This window comes from Mycobacterium sp. ENV421 (genome assembly GCF_002887815.1).
Taxonomy (GTDB): Bacteria; Actinomycetota; Actinomycetes; order Mycobacteriales; family Mycobacteriaceae; genus Mycobacterium.
This window is the reverse complement of sequence record NZ_PDHO01000005.1, coordinates 38,813-55,772: the sequence shown is the minus strand read 5'-3', so window position 1 is coordinate 55,772 and position 16,960 is coordinate 38,813. Positions and strand designations below refer to the sequence as shown.

Below are 16,960 nucleotides of genomic sequence, written 5' to 3'. Positions count from 1 at the left end.
CCACGCTAGTGGCCGTCAGCCGGGTATCGGCGCGGCGGGATCCGGCATCGGCGCGGCCTCCGTGCGCGCCAACTCCACTGTGGCCGCAATCATCACCACGACGGCGATCACCAGAAACGCCCACCCGGACCGGCCGGGGCGCAACATCTCCCCGAGAATGGCGACGCCGAGAACCGAGGCGACCAATGGTTCGCTGACCGTGACCGCCGGGAGCGACGCGGCCATCGACCCGGCCCGGAAGGACGATTGCTGAATCGCCGTCGCCGCGATGGCCACCACCGCCCACACGTAGAGCTCGGGGAGCTTCAGCACCGCCACGATCCCGTGATCGAGTTCGTCGACCACGCCCTTCATCAGGACCGCGAACAACCCCCACAACGAACCCGCCACCAGCCCCAGCAACACCGCCGCCACCGGTTTGCCGCGAAAGACCCGCGCACCCAGCAGGCACAGCAGCAGCAGCGGACCCAGCGTGGCGGCCACCCAGCTCCACATCTCGAACCCAGCCCGCGCCTGCCCCTTGGACGGGTCGCCGACCGTGACGATCACGGCAACGGCCGTGGCCAGCAGCACCGCCCAGATCCACTGGTAGCGGGTGATCCGCCGGCCCGCGAAGCGCGCGCTCAGCGGCAGCGCGAACAGCAGAGACGTCACGATCAGGGCCTGCACCAGAAGGACCGAGCCGAACCCCAGGGCGGCGGCCTGCAGCGCGAATCCGCCGGCGGCGACCAGGCTGCCCAGCCACCAGGTCCTGTCCCTGAGCAACTGCAGGAACAAGGCGATGGGACCGACCTGCTGGTCGGTGACGGCGTGCGCGGAACGTTGCTGGATGACGTCGCCGATCGCGATCAGCAGCGCGGCCCCGAGAGCGAACAGGGTGGCGATGTCCGACCTGTGCATCACTGATCTCCTCGTGCTCGGGCAGTCAGCGTGCCCGCCGATTGACGTCGTCCGCAACCTCAGACCAGCCAACCCGGGCGCATGGGTGGCATCGACCTGGTTCAATACCAACGAGGACGGCGGCCGTGACCATGGTCGCCGGACGTGCAGCAGTGGCGCCGCGTCGCGCGGCAGATGCGCGGGAACACCGCGCGGAGGGTAGGTGAGGCGAGTCCATGACAATCGACCAACCCAGCGCCGACGGAGCCCCGAAGCCGGCTCCCCGACCGGGACCACCGCGACCCGTCCCCAAGCCCCACGCACCCACCGCGCCGGTGGTGCTGCCGCCATCGAGTGACCCGCACCGGTTCGGCCGGGTCGACGACGACGGCACGGTCTGGTTGATCACTTCGGAGGGCGAACGCAATATCGGCTCGTGGCAGGCCGGCGACACCGAGGCGGCCTTCGCCCATTTCGGCAGGCGCTTCGAAGATCTCGCCACCGAGGTCACGTTGATGGAGACGCGGCTGGCCTCCGGCACCGGCGATGCCCGCAAGATCAAAGCCGCGGCTGCCTCTCTGGCTGAAACCCTGCCCACGGCAAGCGTTCTCGGCGACCTCGACGCGCTGGCCGCGCGGCTGGCCGCGATCCGCGACCACGCCGAGGAAACCGCGGCGGCCGATCGGGCCCGTCGCGAGCAACACCGGGCCGAGCAGACCGCGCGCAAGGAGGCGCTGGCCGCCGAAGCCGAGGAACTGGCGACGAGCTCCACCCAGTGGAAGGCCGCCGGCGACCGGTTGCGCGCAATTCTCGACGAGTGGCGCACCATCACCGGCCTGGACCGCAAGACCGACGACGCGCTGTGGAAGCGCTACTCGGCGGCCCGCGAAACGTTCAACCGGCGCCGGGGCTCGCACTTCGCCGACCTGGACCGCGAACGCGCCGGCGCCAGGCAGGCCAAGGAGCAGTTGTGCGTGCGCGCCGAGGAGCTGTCCGGCTCCACCGACTGGTCGGCGACGGCGGCCGCGTTCCGCGACCTGCTCGCCGAGTGGAAGGCGGCCGGCCGGGCAGCCAAGGACGTCGACGACACCCTGTGGCATCGGTTCAAGGCGGCCCAGGACACCTTCTTCGCCGCGCGCAACGCGGTGAATGCCGAGCGGGACAGCGAATTCCAGGCCAATGCCACCGCCAAGGAGGCCTTGCTGGCCGAAGCGGAGAAACTCGACACCGCCAACCCGGACGCGGCCCGCTCGGCATTGCGGAACATCACCGACAAGTGGGATGCGATCGGCAAGGTGCCGCGGGAGCGATCGGCCGATCTGGAACGCCGCTTGCGTGCGGTCGAGAAGAAGGTGCGCGACGCCGCCGACTCGGGGCGGACCGATCCGGAGGCGCAGGCCCGCGCCGAGCAGTTCCGCGCCCGGGTCGAGCAGTTCGAGCGGCAGGCCGAGAAGGCCGAAGCGGCGGGCCGCACCAAAGATGCCGAAGCGGCCAGGGCCAGCGCCGAGCAATGGCGGCAATGGGCCGACGCGGCAGTCGAGTCGCTCAGTAAGAAGCGTTAACCCGCGGCGGGAGGCTGCTTGCGCTCACGATGGTCGACATCGTCGAGCAGGCTGCGGGACTGGCCTTCCCGTGCGGCGGCACGGCGCTGTTCCTCGGCCGCCAACTGCACCGCGGTTCGCGTCCAGACCACCCGGGCCCAGTGGAAGGTCAGCAGGATGACCGCCACCCAGCCCAGCAACAACCCGATGCCCGGGCCGGGATGGCCGTGCACGGCGGTCTGACGGGACCATACGGCCAGCAGACCGAGCGCGCAGGACAGCGCCGACCCCGCGAGGGCGATCCAGGCCAGCACCCAGCGCCGGGTGGTCAAGGCCAGCATCGAGAAGCCGACACCGAACACCAGCACGAACCAGGTGAACAGCCGAGACGGTAACGCGATGCCGACACTGAGCGCTTTGTCGTCGCCCATCAGGACGTCGACGCCGCGGGCGGCGCCGGTGTGCGGCAGGATCAGCGACACCAGCAGGACGAACACCAGGATCGCCACCACCATGGCGCGGGCTCCCGGCTGGATCTCTCCGGCGACCTTGCGTTCGGCCTTCTCCATGTCAGAGCGGTAGGCCTCGCTCGGGTCTTCGTCGTGGCGACTCATTGCTGGCATCCCGTCGTTTCCTCGATCTGTGGTCTGCCCACCGGCGGCAGCCCAAGACCGACGGTACGGGGCCGTTGCCCGGCCGCGTGGGCGTCGCCGGCGCGGGTGCGGCGGTGGCTCAGCAGCGGCGCATCGGCGATCAGGTGGTGCGGAGCGGCGCCGGTGACCGTGGTGGTCACGATGTCGCCGGGGCGCGGGGCGGCATCGCCCGGCGTGAAGTGGACCAGCCTGCCGTCGCGGGCGCGGCCGCTCATCCTGGCGGTGCTGGCGTCTTTGCGGCCTTCGCCGGTGGCCACCAGCAACTCGACCTCACGACCGATCTGGGCGGTGTTCTCCTCGAAGGAGATCTGCTCCTGCAGCTCGATGAGCCGGTCATAGCGTTCCTGCACAACGGCTTTGGGAAGCTGGCCGTCGAGCTCGGCCGCCGGGGTGCCGGGACGCTTGGAGTACTGGAAGGTGAACGCGGTGCTGAACCGGGCCTGGCGCACCACGTCCAGGGTGGCGGCGAAGTCGTCCTCGGTCTCGCCGGGGAAGCCGACGATGATGTCGGTGGTGATCGCCGCGTGCGGCATCGCCGCACGCACGCGCTCGATGATGCCGAGATACTTCTCGGCTCGGTAGGAACGCCGCATCGCGCGCAGTATGCGGTCCGACCCGGACTGCAGCGGCATGTGAAGGGCGGGGCAGACATTCGGGGTCTGGGCCATCGCCTCGATGACGTCGTCGGTGAACTCGGCCGGGTGCGGTGAGGTGAACCGGACCCGCTCCAGCCCCTCGATGCGCCCGCAGTCGCGCAGGAGTGCGGCGAACGCTCCGCGATCGCGCGGGGTGCCGGCTGCGAACGAGACTCCGTAGGCGTTGACGTTCTGGCCCAGCAGGCTGATCTCCAGCACGCCCTGGTCGACCAGGGACTGCACCTCGGCGAGGATCTCGTCGGGCCTGCGGTCCACTTCCTTGCCCCGCAGCGCGGGCACGATACAAAACGTGCAGGTGTTGTTGCAGCCTACCGAAATGGAAACCCATGCGGCGTAAGCAGATTCGCGTGCAGCGGGCAGCGTTGACGGGAATTCCCGCAGCGACTCGGCGATTTCGACCTGAGCCTGCCGATTGTGCCGGGCCCGTTCGAGCAGCGTGGGCAATGAGCCGATGTTGTGGGTGCCGAAGACGACGTCGACCCAGGGCGCTTTCTGCAGCAGTCCTTCGCGGTCCTTCTGGGCCAGGCAGCCGCCGACCGCGATCTGCATTTCGGGGTCGGCTTGCTTGCGCGGCGCCAGGTGGCTGATGTTGCCGTACAGCTTGTTGTCAGCATTTTCCCGGACCGCGCAGGTGTTGAATACCACCACGTCGGCGTCGGTGCCCTCGGGCGCGCGGTGATATCCGGCCGCTTCGAGCAGCCCGGCGAGCCGTTCGGAATCGTGGACGTTCATCTGGCAGCCGTAAGTGCGGACCTGGTAGGTGCGACCATCGGTACGTCCATCGCCCGATCCGGGCAGTTCGCCCGCCGGATTGTCGTTGGTCAGCACCGATGTCACGTGCTCATCGTACGGAGCACCACGAGGCGGTGAGAAATCGCGGATCGGTCAACGCTCGGCAAACTGGGGGTTACCTGGGTAGGGTCTGAACGCATGGGGCGCAGCGGCGAGAAGCCGATGATCTCGATTCAGGGCGTCAACAAGCATTTCGGCGACCTGCATGTTCTGAAAGACATCAACCTCGAGGTCGACCGCGGCCAGGTGGTGGTGGTGCTCGGCCCGTCCGGATCGGGCAAGTCGACCTTGTGCCGCACGGTCAACCGGCTGGAAACCGTCGACGAGGGCACGATCGCCATCGACGGCGTGGAATTGCCTTCGGAGGGGCGCAAACTCGCGCAGTTGCGAGCCGACGTGGGCATGGTTTTCCAGTCGTTCAACCTCTTCGCGCACAAAACGATCCTGGAGAACGTCGCACTGGCGCCGGTGAAGGTGCGCAAGGTCGCCAAGGACAAGGCCCGCGAGAACGCGCTGTCGTTGCTGGAGCGGGTCGGGATCGCCAACCAGGCCGACAAATACCCAGCCCAGCTATCCGGCGGCCAGCAGCAGCGGGTGGCGATCGCACGTTCGCTGGCGATGAAGCCGAAGGTGATGTTGTTCGACGAACCGACCAGTGCGCTGGACCCGGAGATGATCAACGAGGTCCTGGACGTCATGACGTCCCTGGCCACCGACGGCATGACGATGGTGGTGGTCACCCATGAGATGGGCTTCGCCCGCCGCGCCGCCAACCGGGTGGTGTTCATGGCCGACGGGGCGATCGTGGAGGACGCCCCGCCCACTGAGTTCTTCGACAATCCGCGCTCGGAGCGCGCCAAAGACTTCCTCGGCAAGATCCTCAACCACTAGGGCGAAAGGAACACCCACTGTGTCGATATTTTCTGGCCCTACCATCCCCCGTCTGTCCTGGCGTGGGGTCGGCGCCGCCGTGCTGGCCGTGGCGCTGCCGTTCGCCGCGACCGCATGCGGCGGCGGTGGCAGCGGCGACAAGCTGGTCATCGGAACCAAGTTCGACCAGCCCGGTCTGGGGTTGAAGAATCCGGACGGCACGATGAGCGGCTTCGACGTCGACGTCGCCAAGTACGTCGCCAAGGAACTCGGCTATCCCGAGGACAAGATCGAGTGGAAGGAATCCCCGTCCGGGCAGCGGGAGAACCTGATCCAGAACGGCCAGGTGAAGTACATCGTCGCGACCTACTCGATCACCGATTCGCGTAAGGAGAAGGTCGACTTCGCCGGTCCGTATCTGGTGACCGGCCAGTCCCTGCTGGTGCGCGCCGACAACACCGACATCACCGGCGCGGAGTCGCTGCAGAACAACAAGAAGCTGTGCTCGGTCAGCGGGTCGACCCCGGCGCAGCGGATCAAGGACAAGTACCCGGGTGTGCAGCTGCAGCAGTACGACACCTATTCGGCATGCGTGGAGGCGCTGAAGAACGGCGCGATCGACGCGGTGACCACCGACGAGGTGATCTTGGCCGGATATGCCGCGCAATCGCCCGGCGCGTTCAAGATCGTCGGCCAGCCGTTCTCCGAGGAGCGCTACGGCATCGGGTTGAAGAAGGGTGACAAGGAGCTGTGCACCAAGATCACTGATGCGGTGAAGAAGATGGAAGCCGACGGCTCCTGGAAGGCTGCGTTCGACAAGAACCTCGGCCCGGCAGGCGTCCCCGCGCCGGCGCCGCCGGCCCTCGACGGCTGCTGAGGTCGCGCGGGCGTGGACATCTTCGGCGAATATCGCGGCCAGATCTTCGAGGCGTTCTGGACGACGATTCAGCTCACGGTGTTCTCCGCGATCGGAGCGCTGATATTGGGCACGGTGCTGGCCGCGATGCGGCTGGCGCCGGTGCCGATGCTCAACTGGCTGGGCACCACGTACGTCAACGTGGTGCGCAATACCCCGTTGACGCTGATCATCCTGTTCTGTTCGTTCGGCCTCGCGCAGACGCTGGGCATCACCCTGGTGGACCCGAATTCGCCAACCTCGATCGAGGACAGCAATTTTCGGCTCGCGGTGCTCGGGTTGACGGTCTACACGGCGTCGTTCGTGTGCGAGACGGTGCGTTCGGGGGTGAACACCGTGCCGCTGGGCCAGGCCGAAGCGGCCCGCTCGCTGGGCTTCACATTCGGACAGAACCTGCGAATGATCCTGTTGCCGCAGGCATTTCGTTCGGTGATCATTCCGCTCGGCTCGGTGCTGATCGCGTTGACCAAGAACACCACGATTGCCTCGGCCATCGGAGTGGCCGAGGCGGCGCTGCTGATGAAGGGGATGATCGAGAACACCGCGGCGCTGGTGACCGTGGGCACGATCTTCGCGCTGGGCTTCGTGATCCTCACGCTACCGGTCGGTCTGCTGTTCGGGTGGCTGGGTAAGCGTCTGGCGGTGGCGAGGTGAGCACGGCTTCGGTTCTCTTCGACGCGCCGGGTCCGCGGGCGCGGGTCCGCAATCGGATCGTCACGGCGGTGACGATTGTCGTTGCCGCCCTGGTGGTCTGGGCGGTGATCGTCAAGCTGGCCGGCAAAGGGCAGCTGACAGCGGCCAAATGGCAGCCGTTCCTGACCGGCAATCTCTGGAAGACCTATGTGCTGCCGGGTATCGAAGGCACACTGACGGCGGCGGCGCTCTCGATCGTGCTGGCGCTGATCCTCGGTTTCGCGCTGGGCATGGGGCGGCTGTCGAACAATGGGTACATCCGGTGGCCGTCGGCGGTGATCGTGGAGTTCTTCCGCGCCGTGCCGGTGCTGATCATGATGATCTTCGCGTATTTCCTGTTCGCGCTCTATGACGTGTTCGCCTCGACGCATCTGGCGCTGGCCGGCGTGGTGACGGGTCTGACGCTCTACAACGGTGCGGTGATCGCCGAGATCGTGCGTGCCGGGGTCAAGTCGCTTCCGCGCGGGCAGAGCGAGGCCGCTTCCGCGCTGGGATTGCGGTGGGGCCAGACGATGCGGTCGATCCTGTTGCCACAGGCCGTCACCTCGATGCTGCCGGTGTTGGTGTCGCAGCTGGTGGTGGTCTTGAAGGACACCGCGATCGGCTACCAGATCACGTTCGTCGAAATGGTCCGCCAGGGAACAGTGGTCGGCTCGAGCTACGGCAACTACGTGCCGGCGCTGATTGTGATCGCGGTGTTGATGATCAGCGCGAACTTCGCACTGTCAGTCGCGGCCACGCGGCTGGAGCGACGGTTGCGGCGGTCCAAGCGCGCCGGTGTCCCCGCGCAGACACAGGCCGCGCTGGAACCGGGAGACTAGGTGAGACCAGGCCCATGACTACGTTGTCGTCCGATCTGCGCACGCTGAGCTACGAGGCCTATGTCTACTTCTATCCGTTGGTGACGATGGATGTTTCGCGGCTGCAGACGCTGAACCGTTCGGGCATCGGGGCGGGCCCGCCCAACGAGTTCCACCACGTCCGTCAGTACCCGGACGCCGACTTTCGCGCGGTGGTACGCCCCAACTTCGACACTCTCTACTCGTCGGCGTGGCTCGACCTGACCCAGGGCCCGGTGATCCTCGGCGTCCCCGACACCGACGACCGGTACTTCATGCTGCCGCTGCTGGACATGTGGACCGATGTCTTCGCCAATCCCGGAAAGCGAACCTCGGGAACCGGGCCGCAGCGCTATGCGATCGTCGGCCCCGGTCACACCGGGGAGCTGCCGCAAGACATTCCGGTGATCCACGCGCCGACACCGCATGTGTGGATCATCGGCCGCACCCAGACCAATGGGCCGGCTGACTACCCGGCGGTGCATGCCGTCCAGGACGGCTACACCCTGACGCCGGTGGCAGCACCGACATTCGTCCGGGATGAGTCCTACGACGTCACCACCGAACCGCTGCGCAAAGTCAACGCCATGGCAGCGCTCGACTATCTGTCCTATGCCGCGGACTTGCTGAGCGTGAATCCGCCGCACCCGACCGACTTTTCGATTCTGGCCCGGCTGTCCGGCCTGGGAATCGAGGCGGGTAAGCCGTTCGATGTCCAGCGGTTCTCCGCCGAAGAACGCGCCGAAATCGAGGCAGGGGCACAGGACGCACTTGCCGCCATCACATCGTCCGCCCCGACTTTGGGCAACATCGTCGACGGGTGGATGACCCTGAGCGAGGGCATGGGTGTCTACGGCAATGCGTATCTGCGGCGTGCCGTCGTCACGCTGATAGGGCTGGGAGCCAACCCTCCCGAAGATGCGGTGTATCCCATGCTGGTGACCGACGCCGACGGTCAACCGTTGGCCGGCGAGAACGACTACGTCATCCACTTCGATGCCGGCACGTTGCCCCCGGTGGACGCCTTCTGGTCGGTGACGATGTACGACGCCGAGGGCTATCAGGTCGCCAACGAGATCGATCGCTTTGCGATCGGCGATCGAGATGCGCTGCAGTACAACGCAGACGGGTCACTGGATCTGTACTTGCAGCACCGCAACCCGGGCCCGGAGAAGGTGGCCAACTGGCTGCCCGCGCCGCTGGGAACGTTGGGTGTCACGATGCGGCTCTACGCCCCGCGCCGCGAGGCCATCGCCGGTACGTGGCATCCGCCGGCCGTTCGCAAGGTGTGAGCTTCGGCTAGCGGAGCTGGGCGCAGCGCTCCAGCAGTTCGGTCGACGGCGGCTGGTAGAAGCTCAACACCGCATGCTCGCAGCCCAGTTCGGCGTACTGCGGCAGCTGATCCAGTTGCGCGGCAACCTGTTCGGGGTCGCGCGGGTGCAGGAAAAGCTGGAGCGAACGACGGACGTCGCCCGGATCGCGGCCGACCTCGGCGCAGGCTTCGGTGAGCCGCTCATTGACCTCACCCCACTGCTGCGGACCCTCATGGCTGGGCATGTTCCACTCGTCGGCGTGCCGGGCGATCACTCGTAGCATCTTGGGCTGGGAGCCGCCCACCACGATCGGCGGATAGGGCCGTTGCAGCGGCTTGGGTTCGCAGATCGCCTCGTTCAGCGTGTAGAAGCGGCCCTCGAACGTCACGGTCTCTTCCGTCCAGAGGCGGCGAATCACGGTGAGCGCCTCGTCGAGCATCGCCACTCGTGTTCCCGCGCTGGGAAATTCGATTCCGAAGCCGCGATGCTCGGCTTCGTGCCAGCCGGCTCCGATACCGAAGTTCAGTCGTCCGCCGCTGATGTGGTCGACGGTGACGGCCATCTTGGCCAGGATGGCCGGATTGCGGTACGTCACGCCGGTGACCATGCACCCGATCCGCGCCTGGCCGACCACCACGGCCATTGCCGCCAGTGTCGTCCACCCCTCATGCGTGGGCTTTCGATCCTCGATCAGACCGTAGAAGTGGTCGTAGTTCCAGACCGCTTCGAAGCCCAGCGCATCGGCCGAGCGCCAGAACTGTTCGAGCTCGGGATAGTCGAAGGTGGGAGCGAGTTTGGCCGAGATCTGCATGCAGTGAAGCCTAGTCTCGTGCCGATGCCCCGACGAGTGCGTCAAATACAGCTACAGTGACGGATCACCTTCGCCGATCAGTGTGAAAGGCAGGACCCGAATGGCGCTCACCCGCAGGGTTTCCACGATCGTCGCCGTCGGCGTCGTAGCGGCAACGCTGTCCGCAGCGTCGGCGTGGGCCGGCGGCCCGGACGGCGCGGTTGACGGCGCCGACGACCTGTCACAAGCTGTCGGCTCCGGCGTGCTCAACGGCGTACTTGCCGGGTTCTCGGCTACCGGCCCGACCAATGAGGCCGCCTCGGCGGCCGTGATCGCCGCGTGCCAGCAGGCCGGCGCCCAGCAGTGCAGCCGTGACGAGGTCACCAACGACAACCTGTGCGTTGTCTCGGTGGGTGCCGACGACGGCAGCGGGATTGTGTCCGGCGGCGCCGGGCCGACGGTCGAAACGGCGCGGGATGACGCGTTCAGGCACGCGCAGGACGCCGACGCGCCGCTCGACCCGAGCGCTCGAGTTCTCGTGTCGGCGTGCCCGTGACACGCGCAGTTCGGACTGCCACCACATACCGCGGGAAAGGAACGGCGTTGTGAACGTGCGAGGAAGAATCTCCCTGCTGACCACAGCTGTGGTTGCGGCGTCACTGGTTTCAGCTCCGGTGGCCGGTGCCCGGCAGACCTGTCATGACGCGGGCAGCCACGTCATGTGCGAGACCAGCGGCAGCGTGTCCATCAAGGCGGTGCCACAGACGCGTGCCCCCAACGTCAGTGAGATCACGCCGAATGTCCGGGACCGTCGCCGCGGCATCGTCTGGAGCTGGTAGCCAGAAGGCATCGAGAAGTGCCGAGCCCGCTCGACGTCCTACCCGTCGCCGATGGCGTCGGGCTGCCGTGGGATGTCGAGGTTGACGACGCGGTGGCCGCGATCGCCGGGGCACGCGAACGCCGCGGCGATACGTTCGTGGTCGAGAGTGGAAGCGACCGCTATCTTTTCACCTTCTCTCCCACCGGCGTCGAATCGTTCTACGCGCTCGTCGAAGAAGCCGCCAGCAAGGGTGTCGCGGACTTTCTCATGCTGCGGCGCAAGCTGCCCGACGAGGTGTTCTCAGGCAGACGGCTACTGCCGAGTTCACTGTTTCGCCGCGACGACGTCACGTCATACCTCGCCAACCTCGACAGCGCCCTCGATGCGACCGAGGCCGAACTCGGCGAGAGCGGCACAGTCGACCTGTTCGCGCTGACCCGACGGCTTGGCCACCGCATGGGTTTGGCGTCGTGGGCCGGGCCGGGCTGCGCTGACGGGGAGGCGTTCGAGCGACTGGTGCGCGCGTTCGACGTCCTCGACGGTTCGGATGCCTTCGTTCACCCCGACGCGATGGCGGCGGTGGCCGCTTCGGGTATGCGAGCCGAACGGGCCGCCTTGGATGACGTCGCCGAGGTGATCGAAGAGTCACTGCGGCACCATGATTCGACGTCCGGGGTCGGCGCGGGTCTGTTCAGCCGAATCGTCGAGGCTTGGGCATCGGAATCGCCGGACATCCGCAGCCGCGGTGTCGCGATGGACGTCGCGCTCATCCACATCGCCTCGATGTCGAACCTGATGGCAGCGCTCGGCTGGGCGCTCGTCGACCTGATCGCCCATCCCGATCAGCTCCGCCTGGTCGCGGGTGGCGACCGTGAGCTGGCTTCCAGCTGTGCTCTCGAAAGCACCCGGTTGGCGCAGCGTTCGATCATGGCTCGCGCCGTACTCGAACCGGTCACATTCGACACCGGCGCGGGTGTGGTCGACGTACCGAAGGGCTGGACCATCGCGACGCTGCTACCGCTGCTGAACACTTCGGCCGCCGCCGGCTTGGAGCAGTGGAATCCCAGCCGGTGGCACCGGCACCGGCTCGCCGACGCGCATGCGTTGCCGTCACCGATGCTGGTGACCGCCTTCGGGCACGGCAGGCATTCCTGTCCGGCACAGCCGTTTTCGTTGGCGGCGATGGCGATGGCGATGACTCGCCTCGTGGGCCGCTACAACATGAGGCCCGAGTGGACAGGACATCCGCGTCCGGTGCCCGCTCAGATCGGCGGCGTGGCGCGCGCGGCCGATCCCTGCCCGCTCGGCTACACCGTGCGCTGAGCCACGCAGGCTCTGACCAGACAACTTCAAGGTTGCGTCGCGCTGTCACGTGGGTATCCGCAGTGGCGGAAGGAGAACGACATGCGCAGGCAATTCGTCAAGACCAGTGCAGGCGCCCTACTGGCATTCGGCGTACTCGCCGGATGTTCCCTGCAGCAGGCAGCAACCCCGCAAGCGGGTCCCACCCAGCCGCCGGGCTACGAAGAGCACAACGACGCCGACGTTTCCTTTGCCCAGCAGATGATCCCGCTGGAGCAGCAGGCGGTCGCGATGAGCGAGGCGCTGCTGGCCAAACCCGGCGTCGACCGCGACGTCTCGGATATAGCCCGGGCGATACACGAGAACGATCGTCCGGAGGTGGTTCAGCTGCAGCAATGGCTCAAGGACTGGGGCGCTCCGGCCCCGGGCGCCGCCGAGCAGGCGTCCGGCACACATACGGCTGCGATCCAGGACGCCGAACCAGCCCTGGCGGCCAGGCTGTACCTCGAGCAGATGATCGCCAACCGCGAGCGAGCCCTCGCCCTCAGCAAGACCGAGGTCGACAAGGGCACCTATCGTGCGACTGTCGCGGTCGCCGGCGGCGGCGAAGCCACCCAGGAACGGCAGATCACCACCATGAAGACGCTGCTGGGATCGCGGTGATCAGACCCGGCGGCGTTCCCGCTCCCCCGCCAGCTCGTCTCTGACCACGGCCACCGCCATGCTCTGGTTGTAGCCGCGACGGGCCAGCATGCCGACCAGCCTGCGCATCACCTTGGTGTCGTCGCCGTCGTCGAGCTTCTCCCGGCGCAGCTTCTGCTGCACCAACTCCTCGGCGCGTTGCCGTTCGGCGCCGGCGTCGATGTCGTCGAGCGCGGCAGCGATCATCTCGTCGTCGACACCTTTGGTCCGCAACTCAGCAGCCAAGGCGCGCTTACCTTTTCCCGCGCGCGCCCGTCGCGAACGTACCCACTGTTCGGCGAAGTCGGCGTCGTCGATCAGACCGACAGCGGCCAGCCGGTCGAGTTCATGCGCGGCGACCTCGTCGGGGTACCCCCGCTTGGCCATCTGGCCGGCGAGCTCGGATCGGGTTCGCGGACGCACGGTGAGCAGGCGCAGGCACAACGCATGCGCCTGCTCTTCGCGGGTCTCAGAAGTCGACTGGGGCGGGGAGGACGTCATCGACGAGTTCATCGGTCACCACCGCACCGATACCGAGCTTCTCTTTGATCTTTTTCTCGATCTCGTTGGCCACATCGGGGTTTTCCATCATGAAGTTGCGGGCGTTCTCCTTGCCCTGACCGAGCTGCTCACCTTCGTAGGTGAACCACGATCCGGACTTGCGGATGAAGCCCTGCTCCACACCCATGTCGATGAGCGAGCCTTCGCGGCTGATGCCCTTGCCGTAGAGGATGTCGAACTCGGCCTGCTTGAACGGCGGCGACACCTTGTTCTTGACGACCTTGACGCGGGTGCGGTTGCCGACCGCGTCGGTGCCGTCCTTGAGTGTCTCGATCCGCCGCACATCCAGGCGGACCGAGGCGTAGAACTTCAAAGCCTTACCACCCGTGGTGGTTTCGGGTGAGCCGAACATCACGCCGATCTTCTCGCGCAGCTGGTTGATGAAGATCGCGGTGGTGCCCGAGTTGTTCAGTGCACCGGTCATCTTGCGCAGCGCCTGGCTCATCAGGCGGGCCTGCAGGCCGACGTGGCTGTCACCCATCTCGCCCTCGATCTCGGCGCGGGGTACCAGGGCGGCCACCGAGTCGATGACGATGAGGTCGATGGCACCTGAACGCACCAGCATGTCGGCGATCTCGAGTGCCTGCTCACCGGTGTCGGGCTGGCTGACCAGTAGCGCATCGGTGTCCACACCGAGCTTCTTGGCGTAATCCGGGTCCAGCGCGTGCTCGGCGTCGATGAACGCCGCGATGCCACCGGCGGCTTGAGCATTGGCCACCGCATGCAGTGCGACGGTGGTCTTACCCGACGATTCCGGGCCGTAGATCTCGACGACGCGGCCGCGCGGCAGACCGCCGATACCGAGGGCGACGTCAAGGGCGATCGATCCGGTCGGGATGACGGAGATCGGCTGTCGGACCTCGTCGCCGAGGCGCATCACCGAGCCCTTGCCGAAGTTCTTGTCGATCTGCGCGAGTGCGAGCTCGAGGGCCTTCTCGCGATCAGGTGCCTGCGGAGCCATGGTGATACCTCTTCCGGTAGTCGTTGTTGACCGGTTCTCGGTCGGTTGGCCGTGACGTTAGGACAAGGCTCCGACAAAACGGTCGAACGCTGACCACCATAACGAACATGTGTTCGATGGCAAGGAGGCGCGCCGCCGCGTGTCAGACGAGCCGATGCAGGGCGTCGGCCAGAGCCTCCGGGCGGGAGTAGAACGGCGAATGACCCCCCGGCAGCTCTACCACCTGCGCCCCGAGCCGCTCCGTCGCCACCCGTCGCGACCAGCCTGGATCGACCATCCGGTCCTCCGAGCACACGATGTAGGTGGCCGGAATCGATGGGAGCCGATCGAACGTGCAGCGCTGCGACATCGGCTCCCGCGCCTGAACTCGCAGCCGTGGGATCGCCGACGCGACGATCTCTTCGTCGCAATCCGGATAGAAGATCGATCGCGCCAGGTCGAAGTCGACCCATCGGGTGCCGCCATCGACCTTGGCGAGTCCGGCCGAATGATCCGGATTGAGTATGTGTTGCTCCCGATTCAGCTCAGCGATGGTGCGGCCGGGCTCGGCGACCAAGCCGCACAAATACACCTGGTGACGAAGCAGGCACCGGTCTGCGATCCACGGCAACGCATAGCTGCCCAGCGAGTGGCCGACAGCGACGACGTCGTGGTCGTTCTCATCTATGGCCGCGGCGAATGTGGCGGCATGGTCGGTGAACGTCGCCGTTGGATCATCGAACCGGACGTCCACCGCGACCGCCCGGTGCCCGCGCCGCTCCAATTCGGGAATCAACCGTTCCCAGCACCACGGCCCGTGCCAGGCGCCATGGATCAACGCGAAGGTACTCACGCGCTCACCACTGATCGCGCGGCACGTCGAAGTCGGCGCACAGCGCCCGCCACACGTCGCGGGGCTCCACACCGTCCTCGATGGCCTGCGCGGCGGTCCGTCCGCCCAACTGGGTGAGCACGTGATCCACCAGCAGCGAGCCACCACGAACCCGGCCGAATTGCCCCTCGACGAGTTCGGTGAATTCCGTCAGCCGCACGCCACCAACTTACCCAGCCACCGATTCATGGCACACCCGTACCGGATCGGCGACGTCCGCGATGGTCTCGCCGGCGCGCCGGGCCGCCTCCCGATAGCCCGGCGAGGACAGCACTTCACCCACCTCCGCCACCAGAACCTCGGCGGCAAGCGGCCGGATCAAGCGCGCACTGCCTTGGCGCACAACGCGATTCGCCAACTCCCATTGGTCACCCCCACCCGGGATCACCACCATCGGCACGCCTGCCAGCAGTGTCTTGGTCAGCATCCCGTGCCCACCACCGCAGATCACCAGATCAGCGTGGGTCAGCAGTTCGTCCTGGCGGCCCAGCCCGACACTCGCCCACGGCGGCACCTCGAGTTCCCGGCCGCCGAGCCGGGAGATCACCACCCGCGACCCGTCCGGGAGGGTTCGTCCGGGCACCAGATGTTCCAGCACCAGCTCGGTCACGCCCTGGGCACCGATCGCGGCGGTTGACGGCGCCACCACGATCACCGGGCCGTCACCCGGCGGAACCGGCAACACCGCGTCGGTGGGCTCGAAGTGCAGCGGCCCGACGACGACAGCCTCGGCCGGCCAGTCCGGGCGCGGCACCTCCAGGGCGGGCAGGGTCGCGATCAGCCGGCGCACCGGCCCCGGTTCGCGGGCGGGTAGCCCGATCTGCACCCGTGCTGCCGAACGCTGTCGCTCCCCTTCCTTCCACGACCGCGCCGTCAGGGCGCGCAGAATCGAGTCCCGCACCCGGCCGCGGATGCCGGTGCCGGGCGCCAACCCACTGCCCAAGGGCGGCAGTCCCCGCGACGGCCGGTACAGCGGCTGAGGATTCAGCTCGACCCATGGGGTGCCGATCAGCTCGGCGGCCATCCCGCCGCAGACGGTGATGACGTCAGAGACGATCAGGTCGGGCGCCAGTTCACGCAGTACCGGAACGTTGAGCACGGCCATCCGCGCCGCGCGCTGGTGGATCTTGGCGCCGGCGTCGGTGTCGTCATCGTCGTCGGTGACGTCGAGTCCCAGGAGTTCCACCGCCTCGATACCGGTGGCGCGGGCAGTCTCCAGCCATTCGGTTCCGGTCAGCAGAGTGGGATGGTCGCCCGCGGCCGCCAGGCGCAGGCACAGCGCGATCGCGGGAAACGCATGGCCGGGATCCGGTCCTGCCACCACCGCGACGCGCACGGGCCTACCCTGCCACAGCGCATCCGGCCTAGGCTCGAGAGCATGACCGAGCAGATCACCAACGTGAGCTCCGATATCGACAATGCCCATACGGTCGAGGTTTTCCTGAACGCACTGCAGGACCAGGACCTGGCCACCGCCGATCTCCAGCTGGACGACAATCTCGTCTACCAGAACGTCGGCTTCCCCACCGTCCGCGGCCGCAAGCGGACCATGAAGCTGTTCAAAGGCCTGCAGCGGCCCAGCTTCGGCTTCGAGGTCAAGATCCACCGCATCGCGGTCAACGGCCCGGTGGTGCTCACCGAGCGCACCGATGTGCTGCGGGTCGGTCCGGTGCGGTTGCAGTTCTGGGTGTGCGGCGTGTTCGAGGTCACGAACGGCCGAATCACCTTGTGGCGGGACTACTTCGACATGTTCGACATGACCAAGGCAACCGTGCGCGGCCTCATCGGCGCAGTGGTGCCGGGGCTACGTCCGACGCTCTAG

General features: G+C 67.1%; 20 protein-coding genes. 11 read left to right on the top strand and 9 right to left on the bottom strand.

Features of this window, described 5'->3' with window-relative positions:
• Window positions 1-15: 15 nt before the first annotated feature.
• The gene (locus CRM90_RS08415) at window positions 16-900 is read right to left on the bottom strand and encodes a DMT family transporter (RefSeq protein WP_102806556.1); all 885 of its coding nucleotides are present in this window, start codon (window positions 898-900) and stop codon (window positions 16-18) included.
• 215 nt (window positions 901-1,115) lie between these two features.
• Here CRM90_RS08415 and CRM90_RS08410 point away from each other — a divergent pair, with 215 nt between their 5' ends.
• Window positions 1,116-2,441: a DUF349 domain-containing protein gene (locus CRM90_RS08410; RefSeq protein ID WP_102806555.1), complete on the top strand. Its 1,326-nt coding sequence runs from the start codon at window positions 1,116-1,118 to the stop codon at window positions 2,439-2,441.
• Here the strand turns inward: CRM90_RS08410 and CRM90_RS08405 are convergent.
• Complete coding sequence (locus CRM90_RS08405) at window positions 2,438-3,043, bottom strand: Rv2732c family membrane protein (protein WP_102806554.1); 606 nt, start codon at window positions 3,041-3,043, stop codon at window positions 2,438-2,440. The genes CRM90_RS08410 and CRM90_RS08405 overlap by 4 nt on opposite strands.
• On the bottom strand, window positions 3,031-4,557 hold the full coding sequence (gene miaB, locus CRM90_RS08400) for a tRNA (N6-isopentenyl adenosine(37)-C2)-methylthiotransferase MiaB (protein WP_199189834.1): 1,527 nt from the start codon (window positions 4,555-4,557) through the stop codon (window positions 3,031-3,033). The genes CRM90_RS08405 and miaB overlap by 13 nt, the downstream gene beginning before the upstream one ends.
• 126 nt (window positions 4,558-4,683) lie before the next feature.
• Between miaB and CRM90_RS08395 the strand changes: the two genes are divergently transcribed.
• Genes CRM90_RS08395 through CRM90_RS08375 form a run of 5 tightly spaced genes read left to right on the top strand, consistent with a single transcriptional unit; the run spans window position 4,684 to window position 9,131 of the window.
• The gene (locus CRM90_RS08395; protein WP_199189833.1) at window positions 4,684-5,412 is read left to right on the top strand and encodes an amino acid ABC transporter ATP-binding protein; all 729 of its coding nucleotides are present in this window, start codon (window positions 4,684-4,686) and stop codon (window positions 5,410-5,412) included.
• 43 nt (window positions 5,413-5,455) lie between these two features.
• A complete protein-coding gene (locus tag CRM90_RS08390; RefSeq protein WP_102806744.1) occupies window positions 5,456-6,268 on the top strand; it encodes a glutamate ABC transporter substrate-binding protein in 813 nt (270 codons plus the stop codon).
• 12 nt (window positions 6,269-6,280) lie between these two features.
• Entirely contained in the window at window positions 6,281-6,961 is a 681-nt protein-coding gene (locus CRM90_RS08385) for an amino acid ABC transporter permease (RefSeq protein ID WP_102806552.1), read from the top strand.
• Complete coding sequence (locus tag CRM90_RS08380; RefSeq protein ID WP_102806551.1) at window positions 6,958-7,821, top strand: amino acid ABC transporter permease; 864 nt, start codon at window positions 6,958-6,960, stop codon at window positions 7,819-7,821. Before CRM90_RS08385 ends, CRM90_RS08380 begins: the two co-directional genes overlap by 4 nt.
• Window positions 7,822-7,835: 14 nt before the next feature.
• Window positions 7,836-9,131 (top strand): DUF1254 domain-containing protein, encoded by a 1,296-nt coding sequence (locus CRM90_RS08375; protein WP_102806550.1) that lies wholly within the window; start codon window positions 7,836-7,838, stop codon window positions 9,129-9,131.
• A gap of 7 nt (window positions 9,132-9,138) precedes the next feature.
• Here the strand turns inward: CRM90_RS08375 and CRM90_RS08370 are convergent, their stop codons facing one another.
• Window positions 9,139-9,963 carry a TIGR03560 family F420-dependent LLM class oxidoreductase gene (locus tag CRM90_RS08370; protein ID WP_102806549.1) on the bottom strand — a complete coding sequence of 275 codons (825 nt, stop codon included), beginning with the start codon at window positions 9,961-9,963 and terminating at the stop codon, window positions 9,139-9,141.
• 100 nt (window positions 9,964-10,063) lie between these two features.
• Between CRM90_RS08370 and CRM90_RS08365 the strand changes: the two genes are divergently transcribed.
• From CRM90_RS08365 to CRM90_RS08350, 4 genes are all read left to right on the top strand, one after another.
• Window positions 10,064-10,498: a DUF4189 domain-containing protein gene (locus CRM90_RS08365; RefSeq protein ID WP_102806548.1), complete on the top strand. Its 435-nt coding sequence runs from the start codon at window positions 10,064-10,066 to the stop codon at window positions 10,496-10,498.
• A 49-nt stretch (window positions 10,499-10,547) separates the two neighbouring features.
• A complete protein-coding gene (locus tag CRM90_RS08360; protein WP_102806547.1) occupies window positions 10,548-10,781 on the top strand; it encodes a hypothetical protein in 234 nt (77 codons plus the stop codon).
• 17 nt (window positions 10,782-10,798) lie between these two features.
• Window positions 10,799-12,085 (top strand): cytochrome P450 family protein, encoded by a 1,287-nt coding sequence (locus CRM90_RS08355; protein WP_102806546.1) that lies wholly within the window; start codon window positions 10,799-10,801, stop codon window positions 12,083-12,085.
• 81 nt (window positions 12,086-12,166) lie between these two features.
• Window positions 12,167-12,727 carry a DUF305 domain-containing protein gene (locus tag CRM90_RS08350; protein WP_102806545.1) on the top strand — a complete coding sequence of 187 codons (561 nt, stop codon included), beginning with the start codon at window positions 12,167-12,169 and terminating at the stop codon, window positions 12,725-12,727.
• On the opposite strand, the gene recX is transcribed toward CRM90_RS08350, so the two are convergent.
• From recX to CRM90_RS08325, 5 genes are all read right to left on the bottom strand, one after another.
• Window positions 12,728-13,246, bottom strand: a complete 519-nt coding sequence (recX, locus tag CRM90_RS08345; RefSeq protein WP_102806544.1) for a recombination regulator RecX — start codon at window positions 13,244-13,246, stop codon at window positions 12,728-12,730. It lies immediately after the preceding gene.
• Window positions 13,215-14,267: a recombinase RecA gene (gene recA, locus CRM90_RS08340; RefSeq protein WP_036338669.1), complete on the bottom strand. Its 1,053-nt coding sequence runs from the start codon at window positions 14,265-14,267 to the stop codon at window positions 13,215-13,217. The genes recX and recA overlap by 32 nt, the downstream gene beginning before the upstream one ends.
• 142 nt (window positions 14,268-14,409) lie before the next feature.
• On the bottom strand, window positions 14,410-15,099 hold the full coding sequence (locus CRM90_RS08335) for an alpha/beta fold hydrolase (protein WP_158248996.1): 690 nt from the start codon (window positions 15,097-15,099) through the stop codon (window positions 14,410-14,412).
• Between the two features lie 4 nt (window positions 15,100-15,103).
• The gene (locus CRM90_RS08330) at window positions 15,104-15,298 is read right to left on the bottom strand and encodes a DUF3046 domain-containing protein (RefSeq protein ID WP_036338673.1); all 195 of its coding nucleotides are present in this window, start codon (window positions 15,296-15,298) and stop codon (window positions 15,104-15,106) included.
• Window positions 15,299-15,307: 9 nt separating this feature from the next.
• Window positions 15,308-16,474 carry a glycosyltransferase gene (locus tag CRM90_RS08325; RefSeq protein ID WP_102806542.1) on the bottom strand — a complete coding sequence of 389 codons (1,167 nt, stop codon included), beginning with the start codon at window positions 16,472-16,474 and terminating at the stop codon, window positions 15,308-15,310.
• Between the two features lie 42 nt (window positions 16,475-16,516).
• On the opposite strand from CRM90_RS08325, the gene CRM90_RS08320 reads away from it, so the two are divergent.
• Complete coding sequence (locus tag CRM90_RS08320) at window positions 16,517-16,960, top strand: limonene-1,2-epoxide hydrolase family protein (protein ID WP_102806541.1); 444 nt, start codon at window positions 16,517-16,519, stop codon at window positions 16,958-16,960.

Bases quoted from the DNA above. Each gene is read 5' to 3' on its own strand.
- CRM90_RS08405 (WP_102806554.1), bottom strand. From the start codon at position 3,043: ATGCCAGCAATGAGTCGCCACGACGAAGACCCGAGCGAGGCCTACCGC.
- CRM90_RS08410 (WP_102806555.1), top strand. From the start codon at position 1,116: ATGACAATCGACCAACCCAGCGCCGACGGAGCCCCGAAGCCGGCTCCC.
- CRM90_RS08365 (WP_102806548.1), top strand. From the start codon at position 10,064: ATGGCGCTCACCCGCAGGGTTTCCACGATCGTCGCCGTCGGCGTCGTA.
- recA (WP_036338669.1), bottom strand. From the start codon at position 14,267: ATGGCTCCGCAGGCACCTGATCGCGAGAAGGCCCTCGAGCTCGCACTC.
- CRM90_RS08395 (WP_199189833.1), top strand. From the start codon at position 4,684: ATGATCTCGATTCAGGGCGTCAACAAGCATTTCGGCGACCTGCATGTT.
- CRM90_RS08320 (WP_102806541.1), top strand. From the start codon at position 16,517: ATGACCGAGCAGATCACCAACGTGAGCTCCGATATCGACAATGCCCAT.
- CRM90_RS08350 (WP_102806545.1), top strand. From the start codon at position 12,167: ATGCGCAGGCAATTCGTCAAGACCAGTGCAGGCGCCCTACTGGCATTC.
- CRM90_RS08375 (WP_102806550.1), top strand. From the start codon at position 7,836: ATGACTACGTTGTCGTCCGATCTGCGCACGCTGAGCTACGAGGCCTAT.
- CRM90_RS08370 (WP_102806549.1), bottom strand. From the start codon at position 9,963: ATGCAGATCTCGGCCAAACTCGCTCCCACCTTCGACTATCCCGAGCTC.
- recX (WP_102806544.1), bottom strand. From the start codon at position 13,246: ATGACGTCCTCCCCGCCCCAGTCGACTTCTGAGACCCGCGAAGAGCAG.
- CRM90_RS08415 (WP_102806556.1), bottom strand. From the start codon at position 900: ATGCACAGGTCGGACATCGCCACCCTGTTCGCTCTCGGGGCCGCGCTG.